Origin of the sequence: Terribacillus saccharophilus (genome assembly GCF_046592595.1) — a bacterium.
GTDB lineage: Bacteria > Bacillota > Bacilli > Bacillales > Amphibacillaceae > Terribacillus > Terribacillus saccharophilus_C.
On sequence record NZ_JAWVPF010000003.1, the window covers coordinates 372,808 to 395,905 of the forward strand.

General features: G+C 44.4%; 21 protein-coding genes and 1 other annotated feature (1 of these 22 cut by a window edge). Of the genes, 5 read left to right on the forward strand and 16 right to left on the reverse strand.

Features of this window, described 5'->3' with window-relative positions:
* Nucleotides 1-125 (reverse strand) — a binding site (T-box leader); it reaches 81 nt to the left of the window's first position.
* Between the two features lie 119 nt (nt 126-244).
* A complete protein-coding gene (locus SFC25_RS06960) occupies nt 245-2,953 on the forward strand; it encodes a transglycosylase domain-containing protein (RefSeq protein WP_411214563.1) in 2,709 nt (902 codons plus the stop codon).
* Nucleotides 2,954-2,987: 34 nt separating this feature from the next.
* Here the strand turns inward: SFC25_RS06960 and ccpA are convergent, their stop codons facing one another.
* Nucleotides 2,988-3,983, reverse strand: a complete 996-nt coding sequence (gene ccpA, locus SFC25_RS06965) for a catabolite control protein A (protein WP_411214564.1) — start codon at nt 3,981-3,983, stop codon at nt 2,988-2,990.
* Nucleotides 3,984-4,154: 171 nt separating this feature from the next.
* Complete coding sequence (locus SFC25_RS06970) at nt 4,155-5,249, reverse strand: bifunctional 3-deoxy-7-phosphoheptulonate synthase/chorismate mutase (protein ID WP_411214565.1); 1,095 nt, start codon at nt 5,247-5,249, stop codon at nt 4,155-4,157.
* 186 nt (nt 5,250-5,435) lie between these two features.
* Here SFC25_RS06970 and pilM point away from each other — a divergent pair, with 186 nt between their 5' ends.
* The gene (pilM, locus tag SFC25_RS06975) at nt 5,436-7,559 is read left to right on the forward strand and encodes a pilus assembly protein PilM (RefSeq protein WP_411214566.1); all 2,124 of its coding nucleotides are present in this window, start codon (nt 5,436-5,438) and stop codon (nt 7,557-7,559) included.
* A gap of 30 nt (nt 7,560-7,589) precedes the next feature.
* Here the strand turns inward: pilM and SFC25_RS06980 are convergent, their stop codons facing one another.
* From SFC25_RS06980 to SFC25_RS07020, 9 genes are all read right to left on the reverse strand, one after another.
* Nucleotides 7,590-7,862 carry a YrhK family protein gene (locus SFC25_RS06980; RefSeq protein ID WP_411214567.1) on the reverse strand — a complete coding sequence of 91 codons (273 nt, stop codon included), beginning with the start codon at nt 7,860-7,862 and terminating at the stop codon, nt 7,590-7,592.
* 11 nt (nt 7,863-7,873) lie between these two features.
* Complete coding sequence (ytxJ, locus tag SFC25_RS06985; RefSeq protein WP_411214568.1) at nt 7,874-8,209, reverse strand: bacillithiol system redox-active protein YtxJ; 336 nt, start codon at nt 8,207-8,209, stop codon at nt 7,874-7,876.
* Between the two features lie 62 nt (nt 8,210-8,271).
* The gene (locus SFC25_RS06990) at nt 8,272-8,706 is read right to left on the reverse strand and encodes a YtxH domain-containing protein (RefSeq protein ID WP_038562301.1); all 435 of its coding nucleotides are present in this window, start codon (nt 8,704-8,706) and stop codon (nt 8,272-8,274) included.
* A 30-nt stretch (nt 8,707-8,736) separates the two neighbouring features.
* Entirely contained in the window at nt 8,737-9,219 is a 483-nt protein-coding gene (locus SFC25_RS06995; RefSeq protein WP_084160718.1) for a DUF948 domain-containing protein, read from the reverse strand.
* A 163-nt stretch (nt 9,220-9,382) separates the two neighbouring features.
* Nucleotides 9,383-10,687, reverse strand: coding sequence for a UDP-N-acetylmuramate--L-alanine ligase (murC, locus tag SFC25_RS07000; RefSeq protein ID WP_411214569.1), 1,305 nt, complete (start codon nt 10,685-10,687; stop codon nt 9,383-9,385).
* 243 nt (nt 10,688-10,930) lie between these two features.
* Complete coding sequence (locus SFC25_RS07005) at nt 10,931-13,756, reverse strand: DNA translocase FtsK (RefSeq protein ID WP_411214570.1); 2,826 nt, start codon at nt 13,754-13,756, stop codon at nt 10,931-10,933.
* 178 nt (nt 13,757-13,934) lie between these two features.
* Nucleotides 13,935-14,534 carry a YtpR family tRNA-binding protein gene (gene ytpR, locus SFC25_RS07010; RefSeq protein ID WP_411214571.1) on the reverse strand — a complete coding sequence of 200 codons (600 nt, stop codon included), beginning with the start codon at nt 14,532-14,534 and terminating at the stop codon, nt 13,935-13,937.
* A gap of 1 nt (nt 14,535) precedes the next feature.
* Nucleotides 14,536-15,357, reverse strand: a complete 822-nt coding sequence (locus SFC25_RS07015) for a DUF1444 domain-containing protein (protein ID WP_411214572.1) — start codon at nt 15,355-15,357, stop codon at nt 14,536-14,538.
* Nucleotides 15,358-15,374: 17 nt separating this feature from the next.
* The gene (locus SFC25_RS07020) at nt 15,375-15,692 is read right to left on the reverse strand and encodes a thioredoxin family protein (protein WP_411214573.1); all 318 of its coding nucleotides are present in this window, start codon (nt 15,690-15,692) and stop codon (nt 15,375-15,377) included.
* A gap of 242 nt (nt 15,693-15,934) precedes the next feature.
* Between SFC25_RS07020 and SFC25_RS07025 the strand changes: the two genes are divergently transcribed.
* Complete coding sequence (locus SFC25_RS07025; protein WP_411214574.1) at nt 15,935-18,097, forward strand: methyl-accepting chemotaxis protein; 2,163 nt, start codon at nt 15,935-15,937, stop codon at nt 18,095-18,097.
* A gap of 18 nt (nt 18,098-18,115) precedes the next feature.
* Here the strand turns inward: SFC25_RS07025 and SFC25_RS07030 are convergent, their stop codons facing one another.
* Nucleotides 18,116-18,643 carry a DUF84 family protein gene (locus SFC25_RS07030; RefSeq protein WP_411214575.1) on the reverse strand — a complete coding sequence of 176 codons (528 nt, stop codon included), beginning with the start codon at nt 18,641-18,643 and terminating at the stop codon, nt 18,116-18,118.
* Nucleotides 18,644-18,668: 25 nt separating this feature from the next.
* Nucleotides 18,669-19,736, reverse strand: coding sequence for a M42 family metallopeptidase (locus tag SFC25_RS07035; protein ID WP_411214576.1), 1,068 nt, complete (start codon nt 19,734-19,736; stop codon nt 18,669-18,671).
* A 143-nt stretch (nt 19,737-19,879) separates the two neighbouring features.
* Here SFC25_RS07035 and SFC25_RS07040 point away from each other — a divergent pair, with 143 nt between their 5' ends.
* A complete protein-coding gene (locus SFC25_RS07040) occupies nt 19,880-20,197 on the forward strand; it encodes a PepSY domain-containing protein (RefSeq protein WP_038562329.1) in 318 nt (105 codons plus the stop codon).
* A 30-nt stretch (nt 20,198-20,227) separates the two neighbouring features.
* On the opposite strand, the gene trmB is transcribed toward SFC25_RS07040, so the two are convergent.
* Nucleotides 20,228-20,866, reverse strand: coding sequence for a tRNA (guanosine(46)-N7)-methyltransferase TrmB (gene trmB / locus SFC25_RS07045; RefSeq protein ID WP_411214577.1), 639 nt, complete (start codon nt 20,864-20,866; stop codon nt 20,228-20,230).
* Between the two features lie 86 nt (nt 20,867-20,952).
* Between trmB and SFC25_RS07050 the strand changes: the two genes are divergently transcribed.
* A complete protein-coding gene (locus SFC25_RS07050) occupies nt 20,953-21,237 on the forward strand; it encodes a YtzH-like family protein (RefSeq protein WP_411214578.1) in 285 nt (94 codons plus the stop codon).
* Here SFC25_RS07050 and SFC25_RS07055 read toward each other — a convergent pair.
* Together SFC25_RS07055 and SFC25_RS07060 are read right to left on the reverse strand one after the other, a co-directional pair.
* Nucleotides 21,234-22,019, reverse strand: coding sequence for a phosphotransferase (locus SFC25_RS07055; RefSeq protein WP_411214579.1), 786 nt, complete (start codon nt 22,017-22,019; stop codon nt 21,234-21,236). The genes SFC25_RS07050 and SFC25_RS07055 overlap by 4 nt on opposite strands.
* Nucleotides 22,020-22,183: 164 nt before the next feature.
* Complete coding sequence (locus SFC25_RS07060; RefSeq protein WP_411214580.1) at nt 22,184-23,095, reverse strand: NERD domain-containing protein; 912 nt, start codon at nt 23,093-23,095, stop codon at nt 22,184-22,186.
* Nucleotides 23,096-23,098: the final 3 nt, after the last annotated feature.

Here is a 23,098-nt window from a genome sequence, read left to right on the forward strand (position 1 = left end):
TCCCCTGCTTGAACAGGAGAAGCTCCAGCCTGTAATTGGCAAAACAACTGTATACTGACTCGCACCGGCCGTCAGCTCTCTGCAACAGGGAATTGTTCCGCTACTATAACCTTCAACGCAATATTTTATAATGACTGTTCCTACATTATTACCATATGCATGGATAAAATGCAACAAGGATTTTCGACTCACTACGAAAATTGACTATTATGGTATAATAGACAAACCAATTCGGGGGTGAAATATGCAAATCAAAGCAATATGGACGAGAATTAGCAAAAGAATTGCGGAAGCTTGGAAGGCTGGCCGAATTCAGCGGAATTCTCGTATCACATACGACGTCATCTGGAACTTATTCCTCTTTTTCCTGCTTATTGCTGGCGTCGGGATTTTCTTTGCTGCTGGAGCTGGTGCAGGATATTTTGCATCACTTGTGAAAAATGAGCCTGTCCGTTCCTATGACTCTATGAAAGAAGATATCTACGATTATGAGGAGACCTCCTCCATCTACTTTGCTGATGATGTTTTCCTTGGCAATATCAAAACTGACCTTTACCGGGAAGATGTGGATCTGGATTCCATTTCACCATATGTCGTCAATGGAATCATCGCAACCGAAGATGATAATTTCGAGACGCATGATGGTGTTGTGCCAAAATCCATTCTCCGGGCCCTCATGCAGGAAGCGACGAATTCAGAGACGAAAACCGGCGGAAGTACGCTGACACAGCAGCTTGTCAAAAATCAGATATTGACCAACGAAGTATCTTTTGAGAGGAAAGCAAAGGAAATCATCCTGGCGATGCGCTTGGAAAAAGTGATGAATAAGGATGAAATCCTGGAAGCTTATATGAATATTGTACCGTTCGGAAGAAATGCTTCCGGAAATAATATTGCAGGTGTGCAAACCGCGGCTCAGGGTATTTTCGGTGTAGATGCAAGAGACCTCACCTTACCGCAAGCAGCATTCCTGGCTGGTTTACCACAAAGTCCGACCGCTTATTCGCCGTTTACAAACAGCGGTGAGTTAAAAGAAGAAACAGCCCTTCAGCCTGGTTTAAACAGAATGAAGCAAGTGCTCAACCGAATGCTGGACGAAGGCTATATCGACCAGAAGGAATACGAGGAAGCAATCGGTTATGATATAGTAAAAGATTTTGCAGAAGCAAAACCTGCTTCTACGGATGAATACGGCTATTTGACTACCGAGGTCGAGCAGCGTGCTGCAGATATCATTGCGATTCAGCTTGCTGATCAGGATGGTTATTCCGAGAAAGACCTAAACAAAGATGATGACCTGAAGAACGAGTATCTCGAAAAAGCAGAACGTGATATTCGCCAAAAAGGTTACCAAATCCATACAACAATCAATAAAGATATGTATGTTGCACAGCAGAAGATTGCTAAAGACTATGCATATTACCAGCCAGATCATTGGGTGGAACGGACGAATGGTGACGGAGAAACAGAGACTGTTTCCGAACCGATCGAAGCCGGTTCCATCATGATAGAAAACAGTACTGGTAAAATACTAAGTTTCGTCGGCGGACGAGATTATGAGAAAAACCAAGTGAACCATGCTACTGATACGAAACGCTCAAACGGCAGTACGATGAAACCGTTGCTTGTATATGCTCCAGCAATGGAAGAAGGTACATTGCAGCCGGGAAGTGTCATCCCTGATATAAGTAAAAGCTTCTCCGTACCTGGTCAAAAAGCTTATAGTCCTGGTAACTATGGCGGCACATATCATGGTTTAGTAACTGCTCGCAAAGCACTCGAGGAATCTTACAACGTTCCTGCAACAAGGGCATACGCTGATATAGTGAATCTGAATCCGGCAAGCAAGTATGTGGAGAAAATGGGAATTACCACTTTAACCGAAGGGGATCACTACAACCTTTCCGCAGCATTAGGCGGGATAGCATATGGTACAACTGTCGAAGAAGACGTTAACGCTTATGCAACCTTTGGTAATAATGGGGAATTCACTGATGCTTATATGATTGAATCCATCACGACAAAAGATGGCAAGGAAGTCTACAAGCATGAGTCCAAGTCGAATAAAGTATTCAGCCCGCAGACAAACTACTTAATGCTTGATATGATGCGTGGCGTACTTGATAACGGGACAGCAACCTATGCAAAATCACAGCTCTCCAATAAGAGTGTCGATTGGGCAGGTAAAACTGGTACTTCCCAGGATTATCACGATTCTTGGTTTGTAGCTACCAACCCGAATGTAACAGTCGGTGTATGGATGGGTTATGATAAACAGGATTCCATCCAAACATCAGGAATGGGATACAGCCAGCGGAATCAGCTGCTCTGGACACAGCTGGTGAACAGTGCAACCAAAATCGATCCCGATCTGATGGCTCCAAGCAAGTCATTCAAACAGCCTGATGGATTAACCAAAGCTTCATATTGTGCGATAGGCGGCGGAAAACCGACTGATCTTTGTAAGCAAGCAGGACTGGTTAAAACCGATTTGTTCGATAAGGATCATGTACCAACGAAAGCGGACGACAGCTTGATTAGACAAAACGGTAAAATTGTTCTTAACCCTGATTTTGTAAAAGCAAATGAATTACAGGGAGTAAGCATTGAACAGCTCTTCCCTAATAACGAGAAAGTACAAAAATTGATTGGAACTGCCGCAAGCGGCAGCACCACATCGAAAAAGTCAGCAGATGCTGGTGACACCGTGAAGACAAGTTCCGGTGCACCGCTTCCGCCGACAAATGTATCAAAAGCAGATAACAAGCTAACATGGACGCAGTCAAAAACAGATGATGTGAAAGGATATCGCATTCTGCAGAGGCAGGGAGATGACTTCAAGCAGATTGGATTCAGCGATCAATCCTCGTTCAATCTTCCTGATACTGAATCCACATATCAAATCAAAGCTGTTGGCAAGGACGACAAAGAATCCGAAACAATCACACTATAAAAAAACTAGCGTATCCAATTGGATACGCTAGTTTTTATTTTGTAGAATTCCGCTCGATGATACGGTGAGGAAGAATAACATTCTTGTCGGACACTTCCTCTTTATTCATAAGCTTCGTCAATAGACGCATTGCTACAGCACCGATATCGTAAGTAGGCTGTACGACGGTGGAAAGTGTAGGACGAACCATTGTTGCAAGTCTTGTATTGTCATACCCTACGACTTCAATATCCTCTGGTACACGCAATCCAATATCTTGGAAACCGTGGATGACACCAAGCGCCATTTCATCGGAAGAGACAAATACAGCAGAAGGTCGATCTGCCAGTTCTGCCAGCTGTTTCGCAGCTTCAAGGCCGGAATTGTACGTATTGTTGGCTTTTACGATGTATTCCTGTTTCACTTCGGCATTATTTTCTGTTACAGCGCGAAGATAACCTTTGTATTTCTGGTTATTCGTTTCAGCTTCTGCCGTTCCAGCAACGAATGCCGGATGCTTGTGATTGTGATCGACAAGCAATTTGGTTGCTTCATAAGCTGCTTGCTCATAGTCGATAGCGACAGTTGGGATTTCACCTGTTCCCTGTCCAGTTGCCGCAATGACAATTGGTACAGGGGATTTATCAAACTGCTGCAGCAGCTCATCGCTGATCTTACCGCCCATGAAGACGATACCGTCAACTTGTTTCTCCAGCATGCTGTTGAAAAGAGTCAATTCTTTGTCTGGGTTTTGATCGGAATTGCTCAGGATCATATTGTATTTATACATGGTTGCAATATCTTCAATCCCGCGCGCAAGCTCGGAGAAGAAGATACTGGAGATATCCGGTATAATTGCTCCGACTGTTGTAGTTCGTTTGCTTGCAAGCCCCCTAGCTACTGCATTCGGACGATAACCAAGCTGCTCAATAGTGCTGAGTACCTTTTTCCGGGTTGCAGGTTTTACGTTTGGGTTGCCGTTTACCACACGGGAGACAGTTGCCATCGATACGTTCGCTTCGCGGGCAACGTCGTATATGGTTACATTCATTGTGTCATTTCCTCCTATATACCTTACACGATTCCAATCACCTAAAGATGATAATAACAATTTGTATGTTTATTCACATATTCTTTACCCATTATACCAGAGTTTTGAACATTTCAGTAGAATGAGATTCAAAAAACCCTTGATACAATAGGATTGCCAGGCTATCTTCTGTCAATTTCCGGAAGTGATACGACTAGCATAACTGCTGTGAGCAATAAGATCGCGATAAAAAGTATCGAACCGCGGCAAATCCATTTGCTGTGCAGCATCAGACAGGGCAACAGCCGGATCTGGATGAACTTCCGCCATAATGCCATCAGCACCAATTGCAAGAGCCGCTTTCGCTGCCGGAAGCAGCAAATCACGCCGTCCAGTGGAATGCGTGACATCGACCATGACCGGAAGATGCGTTTCTTGTTTCAAAATAGGTACAGCAGTAATGTCCAATGTGTTCCTTGTTGCAGTTTCATACGTACGGATCCCCCGTTCGCAAAGTATGATGTCATTATTCCCGCGGGAGCTGATATATTCTGCTGCATGGATGAATTCGGAAATGGTAGAGCTCATGCCGCGTTTTAAAAGAATCGGCTTCTTAACATCCCCAGCTGCTTTTAACAATTCGAAGTTCTGCATATTACGAGCGCCAATTTGGATGACATCCAAATACTCGGCCGCCTTCTCCATGTCTTCGGGTGCGACAATCTCGCTTATTACGGCCAAGTCATACGTGTCAGCAATCTTTTTCAAGATCCGAAGCCCTTCTTCGCCTAAGCCTTGGAAATCATATGGTGACGTACGCGGCTTGAAAGCACCACCACGCAGAAGCTTCAGTCCTTTCTCTTGCAAGGATTCGGCAACTTTGGCTGTCTGCTGATAACTCTCCACAGAGCATGGTCCAAATACGAACTGCGGTTCTCCGTCCCCTATTTTCGTGCCTTTGATCGTAATGACAGTGTTTTCCGGTTTCCTTCGACGTGACACAAGCAGTGCCTTATGCATGTCATCTTCCTGCAGTTCCAGGCTGGCTTTAAAGATTTCCTTGAACAAATGCTGAAGTGTGGCATCTTGGAATGGTCCCTTGTTGTTATCGGATATGACGTTCAGCATATCTCTTTCCCGTACAGGGTCAAAGCGTTTCGTGCCTTGCCTTTTCTTCACTTCGCCTATTTCCTGGACTAGTTTGCCTCGTTCATTTATCAAAGCAAGCAGTTCAAGGTTCACATCATCCAATTTCTTTCGCAATACCGTTAATTCATCCATATTCATCGCTCTCTCCCACTCTTTATCTAGTATATCCAGCTCAGGTAATTAGCAATCATTATAGCTAAAAGTTTACGCGCTGTCATCCACAAATAGTGTAGAATGACAATAGGAGCTTTAAATGAATCAAGGTGTGTCATTTGCTGTAGCGTTCAGTGAAGCTAAGAGTTCATTGCAGAAAGGAATATTGTTTTGAAAGAAAGAATTTTCGCCTTGGATATTGGGACTAGATCCGTTGTCGGCATGCTTCTTGAAGAGGATGCTGGTACATATACATTGATAGATTACGAGATAATTGAACATGATGAACGTTCTATGCTTGACGGTCAGATTCATGATGTAGTAGCTGTGGCAAAGGTTATCTCAGAAGTGAAAGGCAAGCTTGAGGAAAAAAACGGTCAGCTGCATAAAGTATGTGTCGCTGCTGCAGGTCGTTCGCTGCAGACAAAACGCATAAGGATACAGCATTCGATAGCCGAGCGAGGTGTATTGGATCGGGAGCAAGTGCAGCATCTGGAGCTCAGTGCTGTACAGCAGGCACAATACGAAATTGCCCAATCAAAGGATAGGAGTACCGATTATTATTGTGTCGGCTATTCCGTTTTGCATTATCAGCTCGATGATCAGGATATCGGTTCCCTAATCGATCAGCAAGGCACTGAAGCAAGTGTAGAGATTATTGCCACTTTCCTGCCGAAGGTCGTCGTCGAATCATTATTATCTGCATTGAAGAGAAGTGGCTTGGAGATGGATGCACTGACATTGGAGCCAATAGCTGCAATCAGCGTCCTTATACCGCCATCTATGCGACGCTTGAATGTCGCATTGGTTGATATCGGTGCTGGTACGAGTGATATTGCTATTACGAATGAAGGAACGATTACGGCTTATGGCATGGTTCCAAAAGCAGGTGATGAAATCACCGAAGCAATTAGTGATCATTATTTGCTTGATTTTCATGTTGCAGAAGCTGCGAAACGGGACTGGGCTGAAAAAGGTACCATTACGACGATGGATATACTCGGGTTTGAGCAGCTACTGGAAGCTGATCAAGTCGAAGATGATATAGGCCATGCAGTTGATCAGCTGGCAGAAGCAATTGCTGGCTCTATCATTCAGTTGAATGCAGTTGCACCAAAAGCTGTCATGCTCGTCGGAGGCGGGAGCCAGACACCGGGACTGGCTGTGCGTTTGGCGAAACGACTTGAACTGCCAGAGAATAGAGTAGCCATCCGCGGCACGGAAGCTATCCAGCCGCTTGCTAAAACGGATAATGTTCCATCAGGCCCTGCCTTCATTACACCCATCGGCATTGCTTTGGCAGCCAAACAAAACCCGGTGCATTATGTCAGCATAGTTGTAAACGGCCGTATCATTCGTTTATTCGATATGAAAAAACTGACTGTCGGAGATGCATTGCTGGCAGCAGGGATACAGGTTGCACGTCTCTATGGGAAGCCAGGAGCCGCTTGTATGATCAGTTTTCAAGGAAAGCCGCTAACCCTTCCTGGCACATTGGGACAAGCGCCAACTATACAGCTTAATCAGCAGATGGCAAGCCTTGATTCCCCCATCAAGGATGGAGATGAACTGGATGTTGAAGCTGGAGTTGATGGTTTGCCTGCACAAGTGACTGTAAGCGATATAACGGGAGATTTGGATCCAATTACAGTTTTCTATAATGGACAAGCTTACCAGCTAAAACAGCAGCTGCTCGTAAATGGACAGCCTGTCCATTCTGCCCATCAGCTTAAAGACAGAGATGATGTCACTTTACTGCGAACAACGACTATAGAACGCTTCTTACATGAACAGCAGCTGCCGTTGCCTGCATTGCCTGAAGACACAGAATATGAAGTTTACATAAACGATAAGTTGATGATAATCGATGCGTTCAGTCAGATGTTTACCATCAATGAGGTTCCAGCACGATTACGTGATCAGGTGCGCGATGGAGACAGTATTCGTATAGCCGAACGCAGGTCACCGACTGCCTCTGAGCTGCTGCCACATCTGCAGTCGGAAAATCAGACAACATTGACAGTTGCGTTTAATGGAAAAACACTCAAGCTGACTCCGCCAGCAGCACAGCTCTATAACGGAGACAAGCCAGTGGAACATGACGATCAGATTCCTAGCGGTACTCGACTTCAAATGCGCGTAGCAACAGATCAGTTTATTATCCAGGACATTTTCCGATTTGTTGATATCGACTTGACAAAGATCAGCGGAAACTTTCAATTATATAAGAACGGTTCAAAAGCTTCCTTCCATGATACTTTATCTCCACACGATAAAATCGAGCTGACAACATAATAAAAGCTGTACGCTAATGCGTACAGCTTTTTATTGTTTTCTACTATAACGTTTATAGTGAATATCGTGGACAAGTCGAATCGTCGGACGAATCAAGAGTAGCAAACTGCCTGCTGCAAAAAGCCAGCAGCCTGCTGTCTTGAGAGATTCATGTAAAAAGAAGAAACTGCCCACAAGAAAGATAACGCCAATAAGAAAATCATTCAGCATGTACAAAATCTGATATGGACGCTTGAAAAAGATACCATACTCCCCGACTCGGAGTACTTCTTCGTTTTTACCTGTTTTGTGTTCATGTTCCATGTAAAACCCACCTACTGATTGATTCTATTTTCCTGTTCCCGTAAAACGGTCTCTGTAATGTCATGGTGTGATGTATGCCAGATGATTTGATTACTTTCAAAAAGCAATGCCTGCGGGGATTCGTGTCTTACGTCATAACGATCAGCAATGACATTGGATAGCTCTCGTGCTTCTTGAACATATAAGGTGTACATCGGTATCTGAGTGTCCAGGCTATAGCGGTCATACTCCTGCTTTGCCCTCGCACTGATCGGGCATGTCAGACTATGTTTAAGCAAGTAGAACGATGCATCCCTGTTTAACACATCTTGAAATTCCTCTTGGCTTTGAATGACTTTTGCTTCCATGCTGTCAAAACTCCCTTCTAAAATAAACAGACTCCTAAGCGAGATGCTTAGGAGTCTTATAATTAAAGATCCTTGTTACGTTCAATCGTGGATTTCTGCTGTTCCATTTCCAATTCCCTTGCAGCTTCCTCGATTGCGCGTGCTACTTCTTCCGCTGCATCTTCTGCTTCCTTATCGTTTGAAGCTGTGTCATCTGCTTGGTCTTTGGATTTTAAGTTCTTAACTTTATCCTGTACAGTCTGAGAAGATTCTTTTACCTTATCAGCTACTACACGGGATTTTTCAGTGACAACATCTTTCCATTGTGCACCTTTTTCACTGTACTGTGTTTTCATTTCGCCCGCGCGCCCTTTCAGGGAGCTAGCCTGTTCCGTAATATCGCTGCGAAGTTCTTTACCGGATTTAGGTGCAAGAACTAAAGCAGTCACAGCACCTACTACGCTGCCGATGATCGAACCAATCAGAAAATCTCTTCCGTTCGTCTTTTTCGTTGACATACTGCATTGCCTCCTATCGCGTCGCTTGGTTTAATGGGATGTTTCTTTTACTGGTAGCGGCTGCTCTGTTGGCTGCACTGCAGGTACAGAGGCGACCTCATTGGCTTCATTCTGCTTCTTTTTCTTCCATAAGTCAAGTATAACTGAGCCCCATTTTAGTACTTGGCCAGTTTGTTCTGTATGCTGTTCTGCAGATAGTGCCACTTTGTTGGAAACATTGCGGATGGAATTGTTCAGGCTGTGCACTGTGTCACCGATACCTTCGATTCCGTCAACAAGCGTGTTAAGCTTCTGCGCTTTTTCTCCGATGTCTTCAGCAAGGTGATTTGTCTTGCTGAGCAATTCAGCTGTCTCGCTCGTGATGCCCTGCATCTGTTTTTCGACACCTTCCAATGTGCTTGCAACATCATTCAATGTGCGTGAAGCAGCTTTCAATGTTTTTGCGAGGTAGATTACTAAGACTGCGAATGCGATGGCTGCAATCAATGCAGCGATGTACCCTAGAATTTCCATAATGATTAGTCAGCTCCTTCTTGGTATGTAGTATGAGTAGTTGAAGCACATCTCATGCTTTATACTCCTTTGTCTAACTACGTTATTCCCCTGCTGTACGTCGTTAAACATAAAAGTACAAATAAAAAAAGGGAGCGATACTCCCTTTTTTAAGTGTAATGGATTATTGGACTGCTTGCAATGACTCTTCATAACGGGCTTGGAATTTCTGGATATCTCCTGCACCCATGAATAGAAGAACACTGTCTTCATACTGCTTAAGTACGTTTACATCCTCAAGCTGCAGTACTTCACAGCCTGGTATAAGCTCCTGCAAATCATGAATTGTCAGGTTCCCTTTTGCTTCACGAGCAGAGCCGAAAATATCACACAGATAAACGTTATCCGCATTTTTCAGACTGTCTGCGAACTCTTGCAGGAAAGTCTTAGTCCTTGAGAAGGTGTGCGGCTGGAATACAGCCACAATTTGCTTATCAGGATATTTCTTCCGAGCTGATTCTATTGTTACTTCGATTTCTTTTGGATGATGCGCATAATCGTCCACCAATACTTGGCTGCCGGCTTGCTTCTCAGAGAAACGGCGTTTCACACCAGTGAAACCATACATCTCTTTGATTTGATCAGGTGTCATGCCTTCCTGATGGCATATCGCTGTCACTGCAAGCGCATTGAGCACCTGATGATTTCCGTATCCAGGAATGGTAAACCTATGATAGAAGCTGCCTTCGATATACACGTCGAAAGTTGTGCCATTCGGCTCTTCACGTACATTCTTTGCCTGATACGTATTGGAGGCATCAAATCCATAATAATGAACCGGAACATTTGCTTGGAGGTCACGCAAATACGGATCATCACCACAAGCTATGATACCGTGCTTCACTTGGTCGGCCAATTGCTGGAAGGCTTGGAAGACATCCTCGATGTTTTGGAAATAATCAGGATGATCGAAATCGATATTCAGCATGACCGCATAATCCGGTTTGTAAGCCAGGAAGTGTCGGCGGTATTCACATGCTTCGAAAACAAAGTAATCACTCTTCGGCTGTCCGCTTCCAGTTCCGTCTCCAATCAAATAAGAAATAGGATGGGACTGCTTAAGCGTATATGCCAGGAGGCCTGTCGTAGACGTTTTGCCATGTGCTCCTGTTACTGCTATGCTGCGGAACTTATCAGCATATGCACCTAAGAAGTCATGATAGCGGTAGATCGGAAGACCATGTTTTTTTGCCTCTTGGATTTCCTCATGTTCATCAGAGAATGCATTCCCTGCGATGATTGTCAGATTCGGTTTGATATTATCTTTAGTAAATGGCAATATTGTAATATTTTTATCTTTCAGGGCCTGATCTGTGAAGAAAACCTTCTCCACGTCGGAGCCTTGGACTTTCTCACCTGCATCATGCAGGATCTGCGCCAATGCACTCATACCAGATCCTTTAATACCAACAAAATGGTAAGTTGTCATAATAGGAACCTCCACATAATAATATATCGTTTTTGTATGGTGTCAGTATAAGTATGTAAAGCGTCGTGTGTCACATATACATGAAAAAAAGCATACTAGCAACAGTATAGCATTTTGTCAGTATTTTATAAATGCAGAATCTCTTCTGTTACGCTTTTTACAGTATATACATAGTACGCTATGTTGGTGTCTCGGATAGCAATACAGCCTGGACGGTCCATAGGACAACATCCAGGCTGTCGTTCATTCCGCTTGGAGCTGAGCCAGCGAGACGAGTACATCACGCGGCTTGCTTCCTTTTTGTTCAGAGATGACACCTCTCATCTCCATATGATCAATCAATCTGGCAGCACGGTTGTAACCTATTTTGAAACGACGCTGCAACAAGCTGGCACTCGCGCTGTTATGCTCAATTACAAATTCGACTGCTTCCCGGTACAACTCGTCCTCGTCCTCTTCGGACTCTCGTCGCTCGAGCAAATCTTCATGCTGGAAAAGATACTCTGGAGGCGCAGTTTGTTTTACATATTGAACAACCCGCTCTATCTCTTCATCAGACACAAAAGCGCCTTGGATACGCTGGGCCTGCCGCGCTCCATTCTCAATAAAGAGCATATCCCCTTTTCCGAGCAATTTCTCTGCCCCGTTATTGTCGATGATTGTACGGGAGTCGATTGCGGAAGAAACACTGAAAGCAATACGTGTCGGGATATTGGCTTTGATCAAACCCGTAATAACGTCCACAGACGGACGCTGTGTTGCCAACAGCAAATGAATGCCGGCTGCACGGGCTTTTTGGGCGATCCGGCAGATGGAATCCTCGACGTCTTGAGGAGCTACCATCATCAGATCTGCCAACTCATCAATGACGATGACCAAATATGGCATCTTATCAGCGTAACGCTCTTGCTTATCGAGTTTTTCATTATAACGGCCGATATCGCGGACTCCTTCGCCGACAAACTTCATGTATCGTTCTTCCATTTCATTTACCGCCCATTTCAAAGCTGCCGTAGCTGCTTTGGTGTCGGTTATGACTGGAGATACAAGATGAGGCAAGTCATTATAAGGAGCAAGTTCCACCATCTTCGGATCGATCAGAAGGAATTTTACCTGCTTATGATTCGCCTTATACAATAGACTTAGCAGAATAGTATTGATACATACACTCTTACCTGAACCTGTTGCGCCGGCTATCAAACCATGTGGCATCTTCTGCAAGTTTGTAACGATCGGGTTGCCGGAAATATTCAATCCGAGCCCAACGGAAAGAGGAGAACTATTTCCCTTGAAGTCTTCTGTTTCCAGTATTTCTTGTAAACCTACTTGCTTTGATACAGCATTAGGTACTTCGATCCCGATTGCATTCTTCCCAGGAATTGGAGCTTCCATCCTGATATCCTTAGCTGCCATATTCAGCTTGATGTCATCTGTCAGACTCTTGATTTTGCTGACCTTCACGCCTAAATCAGGCTGAACCTCAAAACGTGTGACAGACGGGCCTTGCATTGCATTGACCACATGGGCATTCACATTGAAATGCTCCAGAGTAGTTTCTAAAAGCTGGCTTTGCTGATCGACCCATGCATCATTTTCAATTGTCTGTTCAACAGGATCATTCAAAAGATGCATCGGAGGTTTAGCGAAACTCGGTTCTGTCTGCTTAGGGATGTCTTCAATCACCGGCTCCATTTTTTCCGGCTCTTGGCGACTGGACAGATTATTATTACCCTGCAAATTTTTTCGTTTATCACGCGGTGTCATGAATACGTTGAAAGGTACTGATTTCCTGACAGTACTTCCAGTTTCGCGGATTCGGGAATTTGTGGTTTCCGAGTTCTGTTCTGCTGGCAGCACTTCTTTTTCTAGTGTTTGTTCAGTGATCTGCGCAGATTCTGCGTCAGAAGCGCCAGGATGTACAAAGGAATCGTCTGTTATTTCAGGCTCATCGTTCAAAACAGTCTCTTCATCACTGTCTACAGCCTGGTTCAAAGCAGTGTCTTCAACAAACTGATTTGTTGTTATTAGTGTCTCTGCTTCTTCTTCTTCGCTAGATGAAGCTTGGTTCAAAGCAATCTGTTCCGCTGTTTTTTCTGGAACAGATTCTTCAATCGTAAGATCATTAGCTTTGTCTTCTGCTATTTCAGCTTCTTTTCCAGCTATGACCGGAGCATCGTTTTGTTCGATCATCGTTGCTGTTTGTTCAGGGACAATTTCTTCTGTTCTATTTTCTGCTTTTTCAGGAGCAGCTTCTTCTAAATCAGATGATTGATCCAAAGCAGTTTCTTCTTCTATTCCAGACTCTTCCTCAAGCTGAATAGGATCAGCTTCCAAAACTTCTGTTGATACTGGAACGGGAATCTCCTCGATTACCCCTTCCTCCGCGATGCTTGTCTTCGTTTCTTTTTTCTCCATTTCAACTGCTTGTATTTCCGTTTTCTCTGTTGGTTCTGTCAGAGGATTTTCAAGCGTAATTTCCTCAACTGGAGCTTGTTCAACTTGAATATCGAACTTATTTTCTTCCTGTGCTTCAGGTTTAACCGTATTTACAGATGCTGCAATTCTTTTCCAATCTGCCCGGTCTTGAATGGATGCCAATGTTACGATATCCGCGACTTCTTCTTTCCGCTTGCGGAAACCATATACAGGAGACGGGACTTCTGTCGGCTGGAAAGGTCTCTTTTCTTCCTTTGGTTCCGTTTTTTTTCTTTCAGGCTGGCTCTGCCAGTTTACACTGGCAGGCCGTTCTTGCATTTTAGGTTTTTCTGGCTGACGCGGCTGCTGACGCTTTTCTGTAAACTTTGGATCTGATTGGGCTCGGTGACGCACTGGCCGAACGTTTGAGGCTGGGGGTTTTGTACTGCCAGACTCATCCGGTATCATTGGAAACCGAAATGCGCGTTCCTTCGGGTATGTATAAGCCATTTTTGCTTGTGGCTGCTGATTTGTCTGATACTGTTTCTGTACTTTCTGTTCAGAAGCGTTCCGTGATTTCAGCTCTGGTTCTTCTTCCACTACTACTTCGGTCATAAAAAAGTTGCTTAGAGCTTGCTTAAGACGCTCCCACATAGTAAATCTTCCTTTTTAAGTATAATATCTTCATTTTAGCAGGTTTTCACAAACCGTGAATAGCTTTACCCTAAAAACATTCCAGCAAAACTTTAAAAATCCGACGGTTCCTCGTCATTTCAGTTCGATTTACCTAAAAAAACACCGGATACATGTGTATCCGGTGTTCATTTCCCTATTAAAATTCAAAAACCTGGCCGACTTTGTAGGAATCGTCCAGCACATAGATTCCTTTTTCTTCTGGCGCGTTTGGCAGACCCAGCTCTTTTTGGGAGCAAATCATACCAAAACTATCTTCACCCCGCAGATTACCGGCTTTGATTTCCAAGCCGCTTGGCATGATGGCGCCCACTTTCGCGACTACCACTTTCTGGCCTGCGTCTACATTTGGTGCACCACAAACGATTTGAACTGTTTCATCCCCAAGATCCACTTGGCAGACACTTAGTTTATCAGCGTTGCTGTGCTTTTCTTTTTCCTTTACAAATCCGACAACGAATTTTGGAGTAAGATCAACTTCTAATGCATCTTCCAAGTTGTTCTGACGGAAAATATCACGAATTTTGCCGACAAAGTCCTCATCAACCTGTACCTTTCCTGCTGTTGTGATTTTCAAGTATTCGGAGGCGCGGAAGATATTATAACCGACTAGGCCATCCTCATCTGTAATCCGCACAACATCATCGAATCTTTCTTCTTTAATGGAATGACGATCTCCTTGCTTGATGGCGAGCAGCAATACGTCACCGATTCCTTGCTTGTTATAAAATGCTTGCATCTTACTTTTCCTCTCCCTTGGCAGACTCCGGTCTATTGCGGGCCATAATGAAAACTGGCTCCAATTTCTTTTCTTCATAAATAAATGGTAAAGATGTGATTGGTACACGGCCTTCTGCAAAATATTTCATGTTTACCTGTGCTAATATATCATAACCAGTCTTATTTTCAATATCCGCCAAAATCAGCACATCCTGGTGAGGTACTGCTACAAGCACATCCCCTTTCGCATTTGCACGGAATCCTTCGAGCAGTGACTCGTTCAATATGCGGCTGGCATCATAGCCATCTTGTGTTGCAATAAAGTAAAAGGAATTTCCTGCTACCCTGTCTTCCTTTAGTTCTGTCGAAAGGCTTCTAGCGTTGAATGCAGCAATTTCACGAAGTCGTTCGATGGTCCAGCCTTGCTCTTCCATCATTTGTTCGTCAATGAGACGGTACGATTTACCAAGGTCAAGTGCGTAGTAGATTCTCGTTTCCGCAGTATGTTCCGAATATACCATCTTCAGCCCAGCTTTGGTTTTGGATGGGAAAGAAGTAGCCCGTATAACTGGAAAAACATGCTGTTCGTTCCCTTCCAGTTGCTGCTCTTCGTGCATGACTCGCAAAGCTTCTCTGACATGCTGTTCCAGTTCATCCAGTGCCTTTTCGCCCCGCGTCTCATACTTTGCAATAATATTCGGGAGTGCCAGCGTCACGCCTTCCTTCGTATCCTGCCATTCTACCCGGAATTTGCTCTTGTCCCGATCATAGGAAGTGCGCCAGTAAGGATCCTGCAGACGATCCTCCAGTTTTTTCTTCATTTTCAAAGCAGTCATTTTCATAAGCTATACTCCTTGCATTATTGCGGTAGGGATTCGATGAAAGACTCGATTTCCTCTTTAGACTTGCGATCCTTCGATACGAATCGTCCGATCTCTTCATCTTTGTTGAATGCAACAAAGCTCGGAATACCGAATACATCATATTGCTGACAAATATCGATGAATTGGTCACGGTCTACATGAATGAATTCGAATTCGCTGTATTTCGCTTCGATTTCTGGCAGTTCCGGCTCAATGATCCGGCAGTCCGGACACCAGTCAGCAGAAAACATCAAGATTGTTTTGCCGTTTTGAAGTATTTCTTTAAGTTGTGCTTCTGATTCAAGGTTTTTCATTTATATTGCCCCCATTGATTCTTTTCTTTATTTTATCAAAGCACTGAACCAAAAGCGAATATACTGCGCACTAGCTGTCATTTTTTTATCCTTGCTCTTTATACCGGGGAATATTTAGGACTAGTTGGATGAATGGGTCTAATCAATCAGTTAAATTATCAAACTTTTATTAATTTATTGTAAACATGGTAAGTTATACCTATAATGAAAAGGAGCACACAATAGCATAAAGGGGGAAATATATGCGCACCATTCGACAAAGAATCCGACTGATCATGTTTTCTTCACTGGCAAGTATTCTGGTACTTGGAGCCTTCAGTTATTATTATTTCTACCAGCAGAATCAAATGTCGGAAGAAACGCAGCGATATCAGGAAGCCTATGTATCCAGCCAGTATATCAAGGATGATATGCTCGATACACTCGAGAAACAGGAAACATACTTTGCCCAGCCTTCTGCATCCAACGCCGAATCAGTATTAGGCGCCATTGCTGGCATTGAGAAACAAGCTTCTACATATGAAGAAAAGTATAAAGACACTAAGGATTTGCAGGCTTACTTTACGCAAATCAAGGAAGGTGCAGCTTCCTATGAAAAAGAACTTGAAAAAGTGACAAGTATGAATGAAACCATCGGCTACACTTCTGATGAAGGACTACGCAAAATTATAAGTGATGCATCGGAAAATTTCCGGGGTATTGCCGATAATGCAGGAAATGACGTGTCTGCCGCCCTGGAAAATGTCACACGAACAGAGCAAGGTATCATACAGCCGCCAAATGGCGCAGCTCCAGATAAAGACGCATTCGATGTAGCAGTAGATACATTCAAGAGGGCCATTTCCGAATCCGATTTGGAAAGTGACGCGATTAGTGAGATTAACTCCAGTCTTTTGAAATACACTTCAGCCATGTCCACGCTGTCGAACACCCGAAACCAAGCTGCTGAGCTGGCTGCGAATTTCGAGACAGCCGCTTTGGAAGTAACAACGACTGTTGACAGTGTCGGTGAAACAGCAATCGAACAGACTGACAGTTTGAAACAATCAAACGAAAGGACTTCTACCATTCTTGGTATTGTCCTGCTTGCTGTCATCATTCTTAGTTTCCTGCTCGTTCTTTGTGTCGGATGGCCGCTTATCCGCGCTATCTCAAAATCGATACGTCAGCTGAAAGAAGCTACACAGATCATCGGAAATGGTAATCTGGCATACCGTGTACCCATTACAACAAAAGATGAAATGGCAGATTTAGGTGAAACATTCAATCAAATGGCAGCTAAGATGGAGCAGTCCATGATGAAAGTAAAAGAAGCATCCGAAGTATTAGATGATTCATCTTCTTATCTGGCAGCAGCTTCCCAGCAAACAGCGGCTCAATACGAAGAGGTGAACCAAGCTATCGGCCAAGTCGCAGGCGGCGCGCAGGATCAGGCTGCTCAACTCGAAGAAAGCAATACAATGCTGGATAAAGTCCGCCTTGCTATAACAACGATGAAAGATGAAACTGCATTGGTCGGTCAGGCAATGAAACAAGCGGAGCTGGAAGGCAGCAACGGTATCCATCAAATGCAAAAACTGCATGAAACCTCTGATAGCTTCTTGAAGCTTGCTCAAAAGCTGACAACAGAAATCCAAAGTGCAGTCCAGCAAGCCAATCAGATTCGTTCCATCGTCCAGACAATTGAAGAGATTTCAGAAAGTACAAATCTGCTGGCGCTGAATGCAGCCATCGAATCTGCACGTGCGGGTGAGCATGGAAGAGGATTTGCTGTAGTTGCTGATGAAGTGAAGAAGCTCGCTGAACGCTCCAAACAAGAAGCACAGCAAATCCACAAACTAGTTGGAACGATGAATCAGCAGATGGCCGGTTTGGCAGAAGAAGCCAAAGCCTTTGATGCTTATCAGCAAGTTCAAGCTTCCAGTGTGGAAGAAACGACGAATGTATTCGATCGTATTCATAAACAGCTGCAGCAAGGAAATACGAAGATGAAAGACATCTCTTCTTCCGTCTCCGAGGTTGCTGCAAGTAATGATGCTGTTGCGGACATGCTTGGCCACATCAATCAGATAGCCGATGAAGCGGCTTCAACAGCTCAGGAAGTAGCCTCCTCAAGCGATACGCAGGCGGCTTCCATCGATATCCTGACTAACGCCGCTGCCCAACTGCAGCAGCTGGCCAAAGAATTGGCTGTCGAGGTAGCTCAATTCGAATTTGCCTCTGCTTCGGATGATAATGCCGAAGCCATTCATAAGGATGAAGAAGTTCCAAATACGCTTGAAGCACCTCGAGAAGATGTTGAAATAGAAGCTTTTGCTGATAACAAGCACGAAGAAGGTACTCAGGAACCCACTACCCTGACAGACGATCCAAATGACACATCGGAATACAAAAAGACATCATAAAAAAGAAGGAAGCGGCTATCAAAGATCCGCTTCCTTCTTTTCGTTTATTTCATAAAAGCTGTACTGCCCTTTCAATAGCAAGCATATATGCTCGAACATAGCGGAGCGGGACATATGCCCATTCGTAAAGACACCAACCGCCCCTTCTGTTGTCGAGATATCCTGCCTGCTTGTAAAAGCTCGCATGACTGGTCCAAGTTCTTTGCCAGCAAGCACCGGTTCGGCGATGAAGTCAGGCAAAAGCAGTTTTGCACCACTCGCGCTCCATACTTTATCACCGACTGCCAATGCACCCCAGTTACATATATACAATCCGTCATCCATCTGTGTGACGCCGCCTTCAAGTCCGATACCAGCCGCTGCTCCATCTAGCTTACTGCATGCTATCGCACGCTGGATGGCTCCTTGACGTGTCTCTTCATCGCTCATCGGCTGAGCGCTCACACCAGAATCGACCGCTGCACTTTCAAGATCCCACTTCGTTCCGAATACTTCTGACACAGCCTGGACTTTAGCAGGATTCTTAGATCCGACTATCATTTTCATTCGTTGCGCTTCCTTTCTTACGTGATCAATCGTTCGAAGTAATAAGATCCACTGTCGACTGATCTGTTGCCCGGACAAGCTTGATCAAAAGCTCTTTTGCAGCTGCATAATCATCCACATGAATGATGCTTGCACTAGTATGGACATAGCGGGAAACAATGCCGATGACAGCAGAAGGAACACCTTCGTGTGCCAAATGTACACGTCCGGCATCCGTTCCACCTTTGCCGACATAATACTGGTAATTGATGTTATTGGATTCCGCTGTATCAAGAATGAATTCGCGCATATTGCGATTCATGATCATTGTACCGTCAAAAATACGAAGCAATGCTCCCTGACCCAAATGACCGAAAGCTTGCTTGTCTCCACTAACATCATTGGCAGGTGATGCATCCATCGCATAAAAAATATCTGGCTTTATCATATTGGCAGCAACTTGAGCGCCTCGAAGGCCGACTTCTTCCTGTACAGTTGCTCCAGCATACAGTTGGTTCGGCAATGTATCACCAGCCACTGCTTCCATTAATTCCAGAGCCAATCCGCAGCCATATCGATTATCCCAAGCCTTCGCCAAAATCTTCTTCTCATTCGCCATCGGTGTAAATGGCATGAACGGCAGAACCTGCTGTCCTAGCTTAACACCAAGCTCATAAGCATCGCGCTCATCATCTGCTCCGATATCAATCAGCATGCTATCAATGCTTGCAGGCTTGTTCCGCTGCTCAGGTGTCAGCAAATGAGGAGGTGTAGAGCTGATAACACCTGGAATCGGCCCTTCATCTGTCATAACCTGAACACGCTGTGCAAGCAGTACCTGACTCCACCAGCCGCCTAATGTTTGAAAACGCAGCAGTCCATTCGGTGTAATTCCTGTCACCATGAAGCCTACCTCATCCATATGTCCAGCAGCCATTACCTTAGGTCCATTGCCTTTCTTCACACCAAAGATACCACCAAGCTTATCCTGGATGATCTCGTCCGCATAAGGCGCCAACCTCTCCTTCATAAAGGCGCGCATGAGCTGCTCGTTTCCCGGCGCTGCCTGCAGCTCTGTCAATTGTTTGAATAAATCCAATGTTTTCTGATTCATGTATATGTACTCCCTTTTTGTCAGACTATTGTATATCTATTGTAAACTATTGCTCCTCAACATGCCATAAAGGTTGTTTCGTTTTATATTTCTTAGGTAATAAGCTATAATAGAACATAACTTAAGTTGAAGAGGTGACCAAAATGGGCGTAAAGAAAACAGTAGCAATCGTAGGTGCTGGCCTTGCAGCTGGATATTTGATCCAAAAGCAGATTGCGAAACAACAGAAAGTGACTCCGGAAAAAGCATTGAAATTCGCTAAAGAAGCGTTTAAGAAAGAAGGTCCGATCAGTGGATCTTGGATCTACATGAAACCGGAAGAAAAAGTGAAGCACGGCCTCACATATACTGTTTACCGTGGCGGTATCTCCCGTACGATCGACGGAAAACCTGCTCAATACGAATTCTTCGTTGATGCAGAAACAGGATCAGTCATCGACGCTGTCGAATCAGCATCCTAATAAAAAAACCGGCTATAATAGCCGGTTTTTTTATTTGAATGTAGCGACGCTGCGATAGATTCGATAGCCGCGGGAAGAGAATTTCTCCTCGTATTCCGTTTTCACATTTAATGGATCGTTCTCTGCATGAAGATCAAGCTTTACTTCCTGCAGGATCATGCCATATCGGGAGAAACTGGACAAACTATATTCGAACAGTTTCTGATTATCCGTCTTGAAGATCACTTCGCCATTCTCTTTCAATACTGCTTCATATTGCTCCAAAAAGCTTTTATAAGTCAAGCGACGCTTCTCATGCTTATTTTTCGGCCATGGATCGGAGAAATTGAGATAAATTGCATCCACTTCATTCTCTTCGAACAGATCCCTGAAATCTGCTGCATTTTCATTTAATAGCCGAACGTTCGGAAGATCTGCTTCAGCAGCTTTCTCCACTGCGGTTACAATGATACTCTTCGCTAACTCAATTCCGATGAAATTGTATTCCGGATGCTGCGCTGCCATACCAGTGATGAACTGCCCTTTGCCAGATCCAATCTCAACATGCAGCGGCTTGTCGTTACCGAAAAGCTCTCTCCATTTGCCTTTATGATTTTTTGCTTCTTGTATGACAATATGATCATTTTCTTTTAAATAATCGTCTGCCCAAGGTTTGTGGCGCACACGCATATGTCTCACTCCTATTTCTGCCCTGCCCGCCTGCATAGTTTGATGCCAAATCGCACACGCTATGCTCAGGAAGGAGGGGAAAATCGATGTCACTTTCCGTTGAAAACCAACTTAGCCTTCTTCGGGATATCTTAAGCGAGCATTGCGAATCTTGCTGCGGCAGCAAATCCGAATACGAGCAAATATCCCGCTTGGCACGTTCTATCTTATCTAATAAATCAACCGATCAGCAAGAGCTTCTCGCTTTGCTTCCCGGTATCCATTCTTACAGTTCTGCCGGTGAAAAAGCTGCAGATATCAATGCGCATATCACATCGAACAGAGATCAGCTCGAGGATTGGGTAGAGACAATCAACAGCTTTCAAGGCTAGCAGGACAGCTGGTGCACTTCCGTAAGCAGCTGTTCCAATTCTTTATCTTTGCGTTGCAGATTGTCATCGCGGAGCGACATGACGATACGGGCAGCTTCATACCAATAGATACGTCTCAGAAGTGCATCATTCAGCGGCTTGCCGTATGCTTTCATCCAGTCTTCCCAGTCAGAATGAGGAACGTACTTCCTCAGCAGCATTCCAATATCAGCTGCAGGATCCGCAATGAGAGCACTGTCCCAGTCAACAAGATACAGCTCATCATGCTGACTTATCATCCAATTGTTATGGTCGATATCAAAATGGCAGACAGCCAATAACTGATCCGGCATTTCAGGTAAGAATTGCTCCAGACTTGCCAGCACCCGTTTTAAAGCAGGCAGCCGATCTTGGAAGCCAGCTGCTTTCTCCCGCAGCTCTTCCATTTTCGTTTCTGGCTGAAGCGGCTTCTTACCCATACGCATCAATAAGTTCAGCATTTCGGAGGAATGATGGATTTTACTAAGCAGTTTAGCTACCCGGGGATCGCTCATTTCCGAAAAAGTCAGACCGCGCCCCATCAGCCATTCCTGGGCCGTAATAACATCCCCGTTTTCCATCCTTTTTGTCCACACCAGCTTCGGTACAATTCCTTCTGCAGAAAGAACCGCCAAAAAAGGAGAGGAATTGCGCTTCAGGAACAGCTGCCGATCTCCGCTTTTTGCATAATATGCTTCTCCTGTTACACCGCCTGCAGGAGCAATTTTCCACTCATTTCCCAGTATGTGTTCTAACCAATTCACCGTTCATTCCTACTTTCCTAGTGCAATCGCTTTGCATTACTAGCTGTAAACAAGCCCAGCGTGACACAAGGCAAGTACATTCCCGAACAAATTCGACAGACATACTTAAGATTACAACATATTCTATGGTTTTATCAATACGATAGGCCTATAAAACCGTTTATTTAACTAAAAAATTCTTCCTTTTCTTCCTCTTCCCATTCGGGACGAGCAACAGCCTTTGTATAGGCATGGTCCAGCAGCACTTCACTGGCACGCAGCTGCGCATGTTTGAGAGCTAACTGTTCCTCTCTTTTTGCCATCAGCCAAGCCGTATGCTTCTGGCTGCCGATAAATTGTGTATTCCTTGGCTCACTGGCAAACCGGATTTGGTTTTCCCTGCTCAAAACTACCTTTTGTATGGGCAGCTCAACATCGTATTTTTTGAGGATACCTTGTATCAGCTTTTCCGTTCTGTTTAAAGAGAGCATTGGATTAAGGAAGGTAGAAAACTGCCCCTTCGATTCTCGCTTCCATGTCCGTTCCTCAGTTGCCCAGAACAATACATCAGGCTTGTCCTCCAAGACAGAAACAATCTCTATACCCAATGGATGTATCAGAATCGTATCTGCTTCCATCGTTGTCTGCTTCACTTCAAAAACAGGTTTATACATAACAAAGAAAGTGTCTGGAAATCGTTTTAGAAAGTATCGAAGAACCGGATCTTTCTTGAACTTCTGATCAAAGAAAGAAAACTCCCCAAGCGTGCTTGTAGCCCATTTCAGCTGAAAGTCAAACAGCTCTTCCAAGAAATCCTGTTTGAGGATCTTTTCTGTAGGCGCAATATAAGCAGGAACAGGCTCCGGCTGTTCCACTTCTTCTTCTTTTTTTCGGAATACATGATACCATGATTTCTTCCGTTCTTCTTCCTTTGCTTCATCCATTATAAAAGAGGCAGGAGCAGCTTGCTGCTGCTCCCATTCCCTGTGCATCTTTTCCCAATTCTCTTTTTTCAATTTTATGAATTGGCCAGGATATCGGTAAGGATGCTGTTCATAGCGGGATATATATTCATGCAGCTTAATCAATTGCGCCACATA

Bases quoted from the DNA above. Each gene is read 5' to 3' on its own strand.
- SFC25_RS06960 (WP_411214563.1), top strand. From the start codon at position 245: ATGCAAATCAAAGCAATATGGACGAGAATTAGCAAAAGAATTGCGGAA.
- SFC25_RS06990 (WP_038562301.1), bottom strand. From the start codon at position 8,706: ATGTCAACGAAAAAGACGAACGGAAGAGATTTTCTGATTGGTTCGATC.
- murC (WP_411214569.1), bottom strand. From the start codon at position 10,687: ATGACAACTTACCATTTTGTTGGTATTAAAGGATCTGGTATGAGTGCA.
- SFC25_RS07040 (WP_038562329.1), top strand. From the start codon at position 19,880: ATGGGCGTAAAGAAAACAGTAGCAATCGTAGGTGCTGGCCTTGCAGCT.
- SFC25_RS07025 (WP_411214574.1), top strand. From the start codon at position 15,935: ATGCGCACCATTCGACAAAGAATCCGACTGATCATGTTTTCTTCACTG.
- SFC25_RS07005 (WP_411214570.1), bottom strand. From the start codon at position 13,756: ATGTGGGAGCGTCTTAAGCAAGCTCTAAGCAACTTTTTTATGACCGAA.
- ytpR (WP_411214571.1), bottom strand. From the start codon at position 14,534: ATGCAAGCATTTTATAACAAGCAAGGAATCGGTGACGTATTGCTGCTC.
- ytxJ (WP_411214568.1), bottom strand. From the start codon at position 8,209: ATGGAAGCAAAAGTCATTCAAAGCCAAGAGGAATTTCAAGATGTGTTA.
- SFC25_RS07050 (WP_411214578.1), top strand. From the start codon at position 20,953: ATGTCACTTTCCGTTGAAAACCAACTTAGCCTTCTTCGGGATATCTTA.
- SFC25_RS07035 (WP_411214576.1), bottom strand. From the start codon at position 19,736: ATGAATCAGAAAACATTGGATTTATTCAAACAATTGACAGAGCTGCAG.
- SFC25_RS06995 (WP_084160718.1), bottom strand. From the start codon at position 9,219: ATGGAAATTCTAGGGTACATCGCTGCATTGATTGCAGCCATCGCATTC.
- SFC25_RS07015 (WP_411214572.1), bottom strand. From the start codon at position 15,357: ATGAAAATGACTGCTTTGAAAATGAAGAAAAAACTGGAGGATCGTCTG.
- ccpA (WP_411214564.1), bottom strand. From the start codon at position 3,983: ATGAATGTAACCATATACGACGTTGCCCGCGAAGCGAACGTATCGATG.
- SFC25_RS07030 (WP_411214575.1), bottom strand. From the start codon at position 18,643: ATGAAAATGATAGTCGGATCTAAGAATCCTGCTAAAGTCCAGGCTGTG.
- SFC25_RS06980 (WP_411214567.1), bottom strand. From the start codon at position 7,862: ATGGAACATGAACACAAAACAGGTAAAAACGAAGAAGTACTCCGAGTC.
- SFC25_RS06970 (WP_411214565.1), bottom strand. From the start codon at position 5,249: ATGAATATGGATGAATTAACGGTATTGCGAAAGAAATTGGATGATGTG.
- trmB (WP_411214577.1), bottom strand. From the start codon at position 20,866: ATGCGTGTGCGCCACAAACCTTGGGCAGACGATTATTTAAAAGAAAAT.
- SFC25_RS07020 (WP_411214573.1), bottom strand. From the start codon at position 15,692: ATGAAAAACCTTGAATCAGAAGCACAACTTAAAGAAATACTTCAAAAC.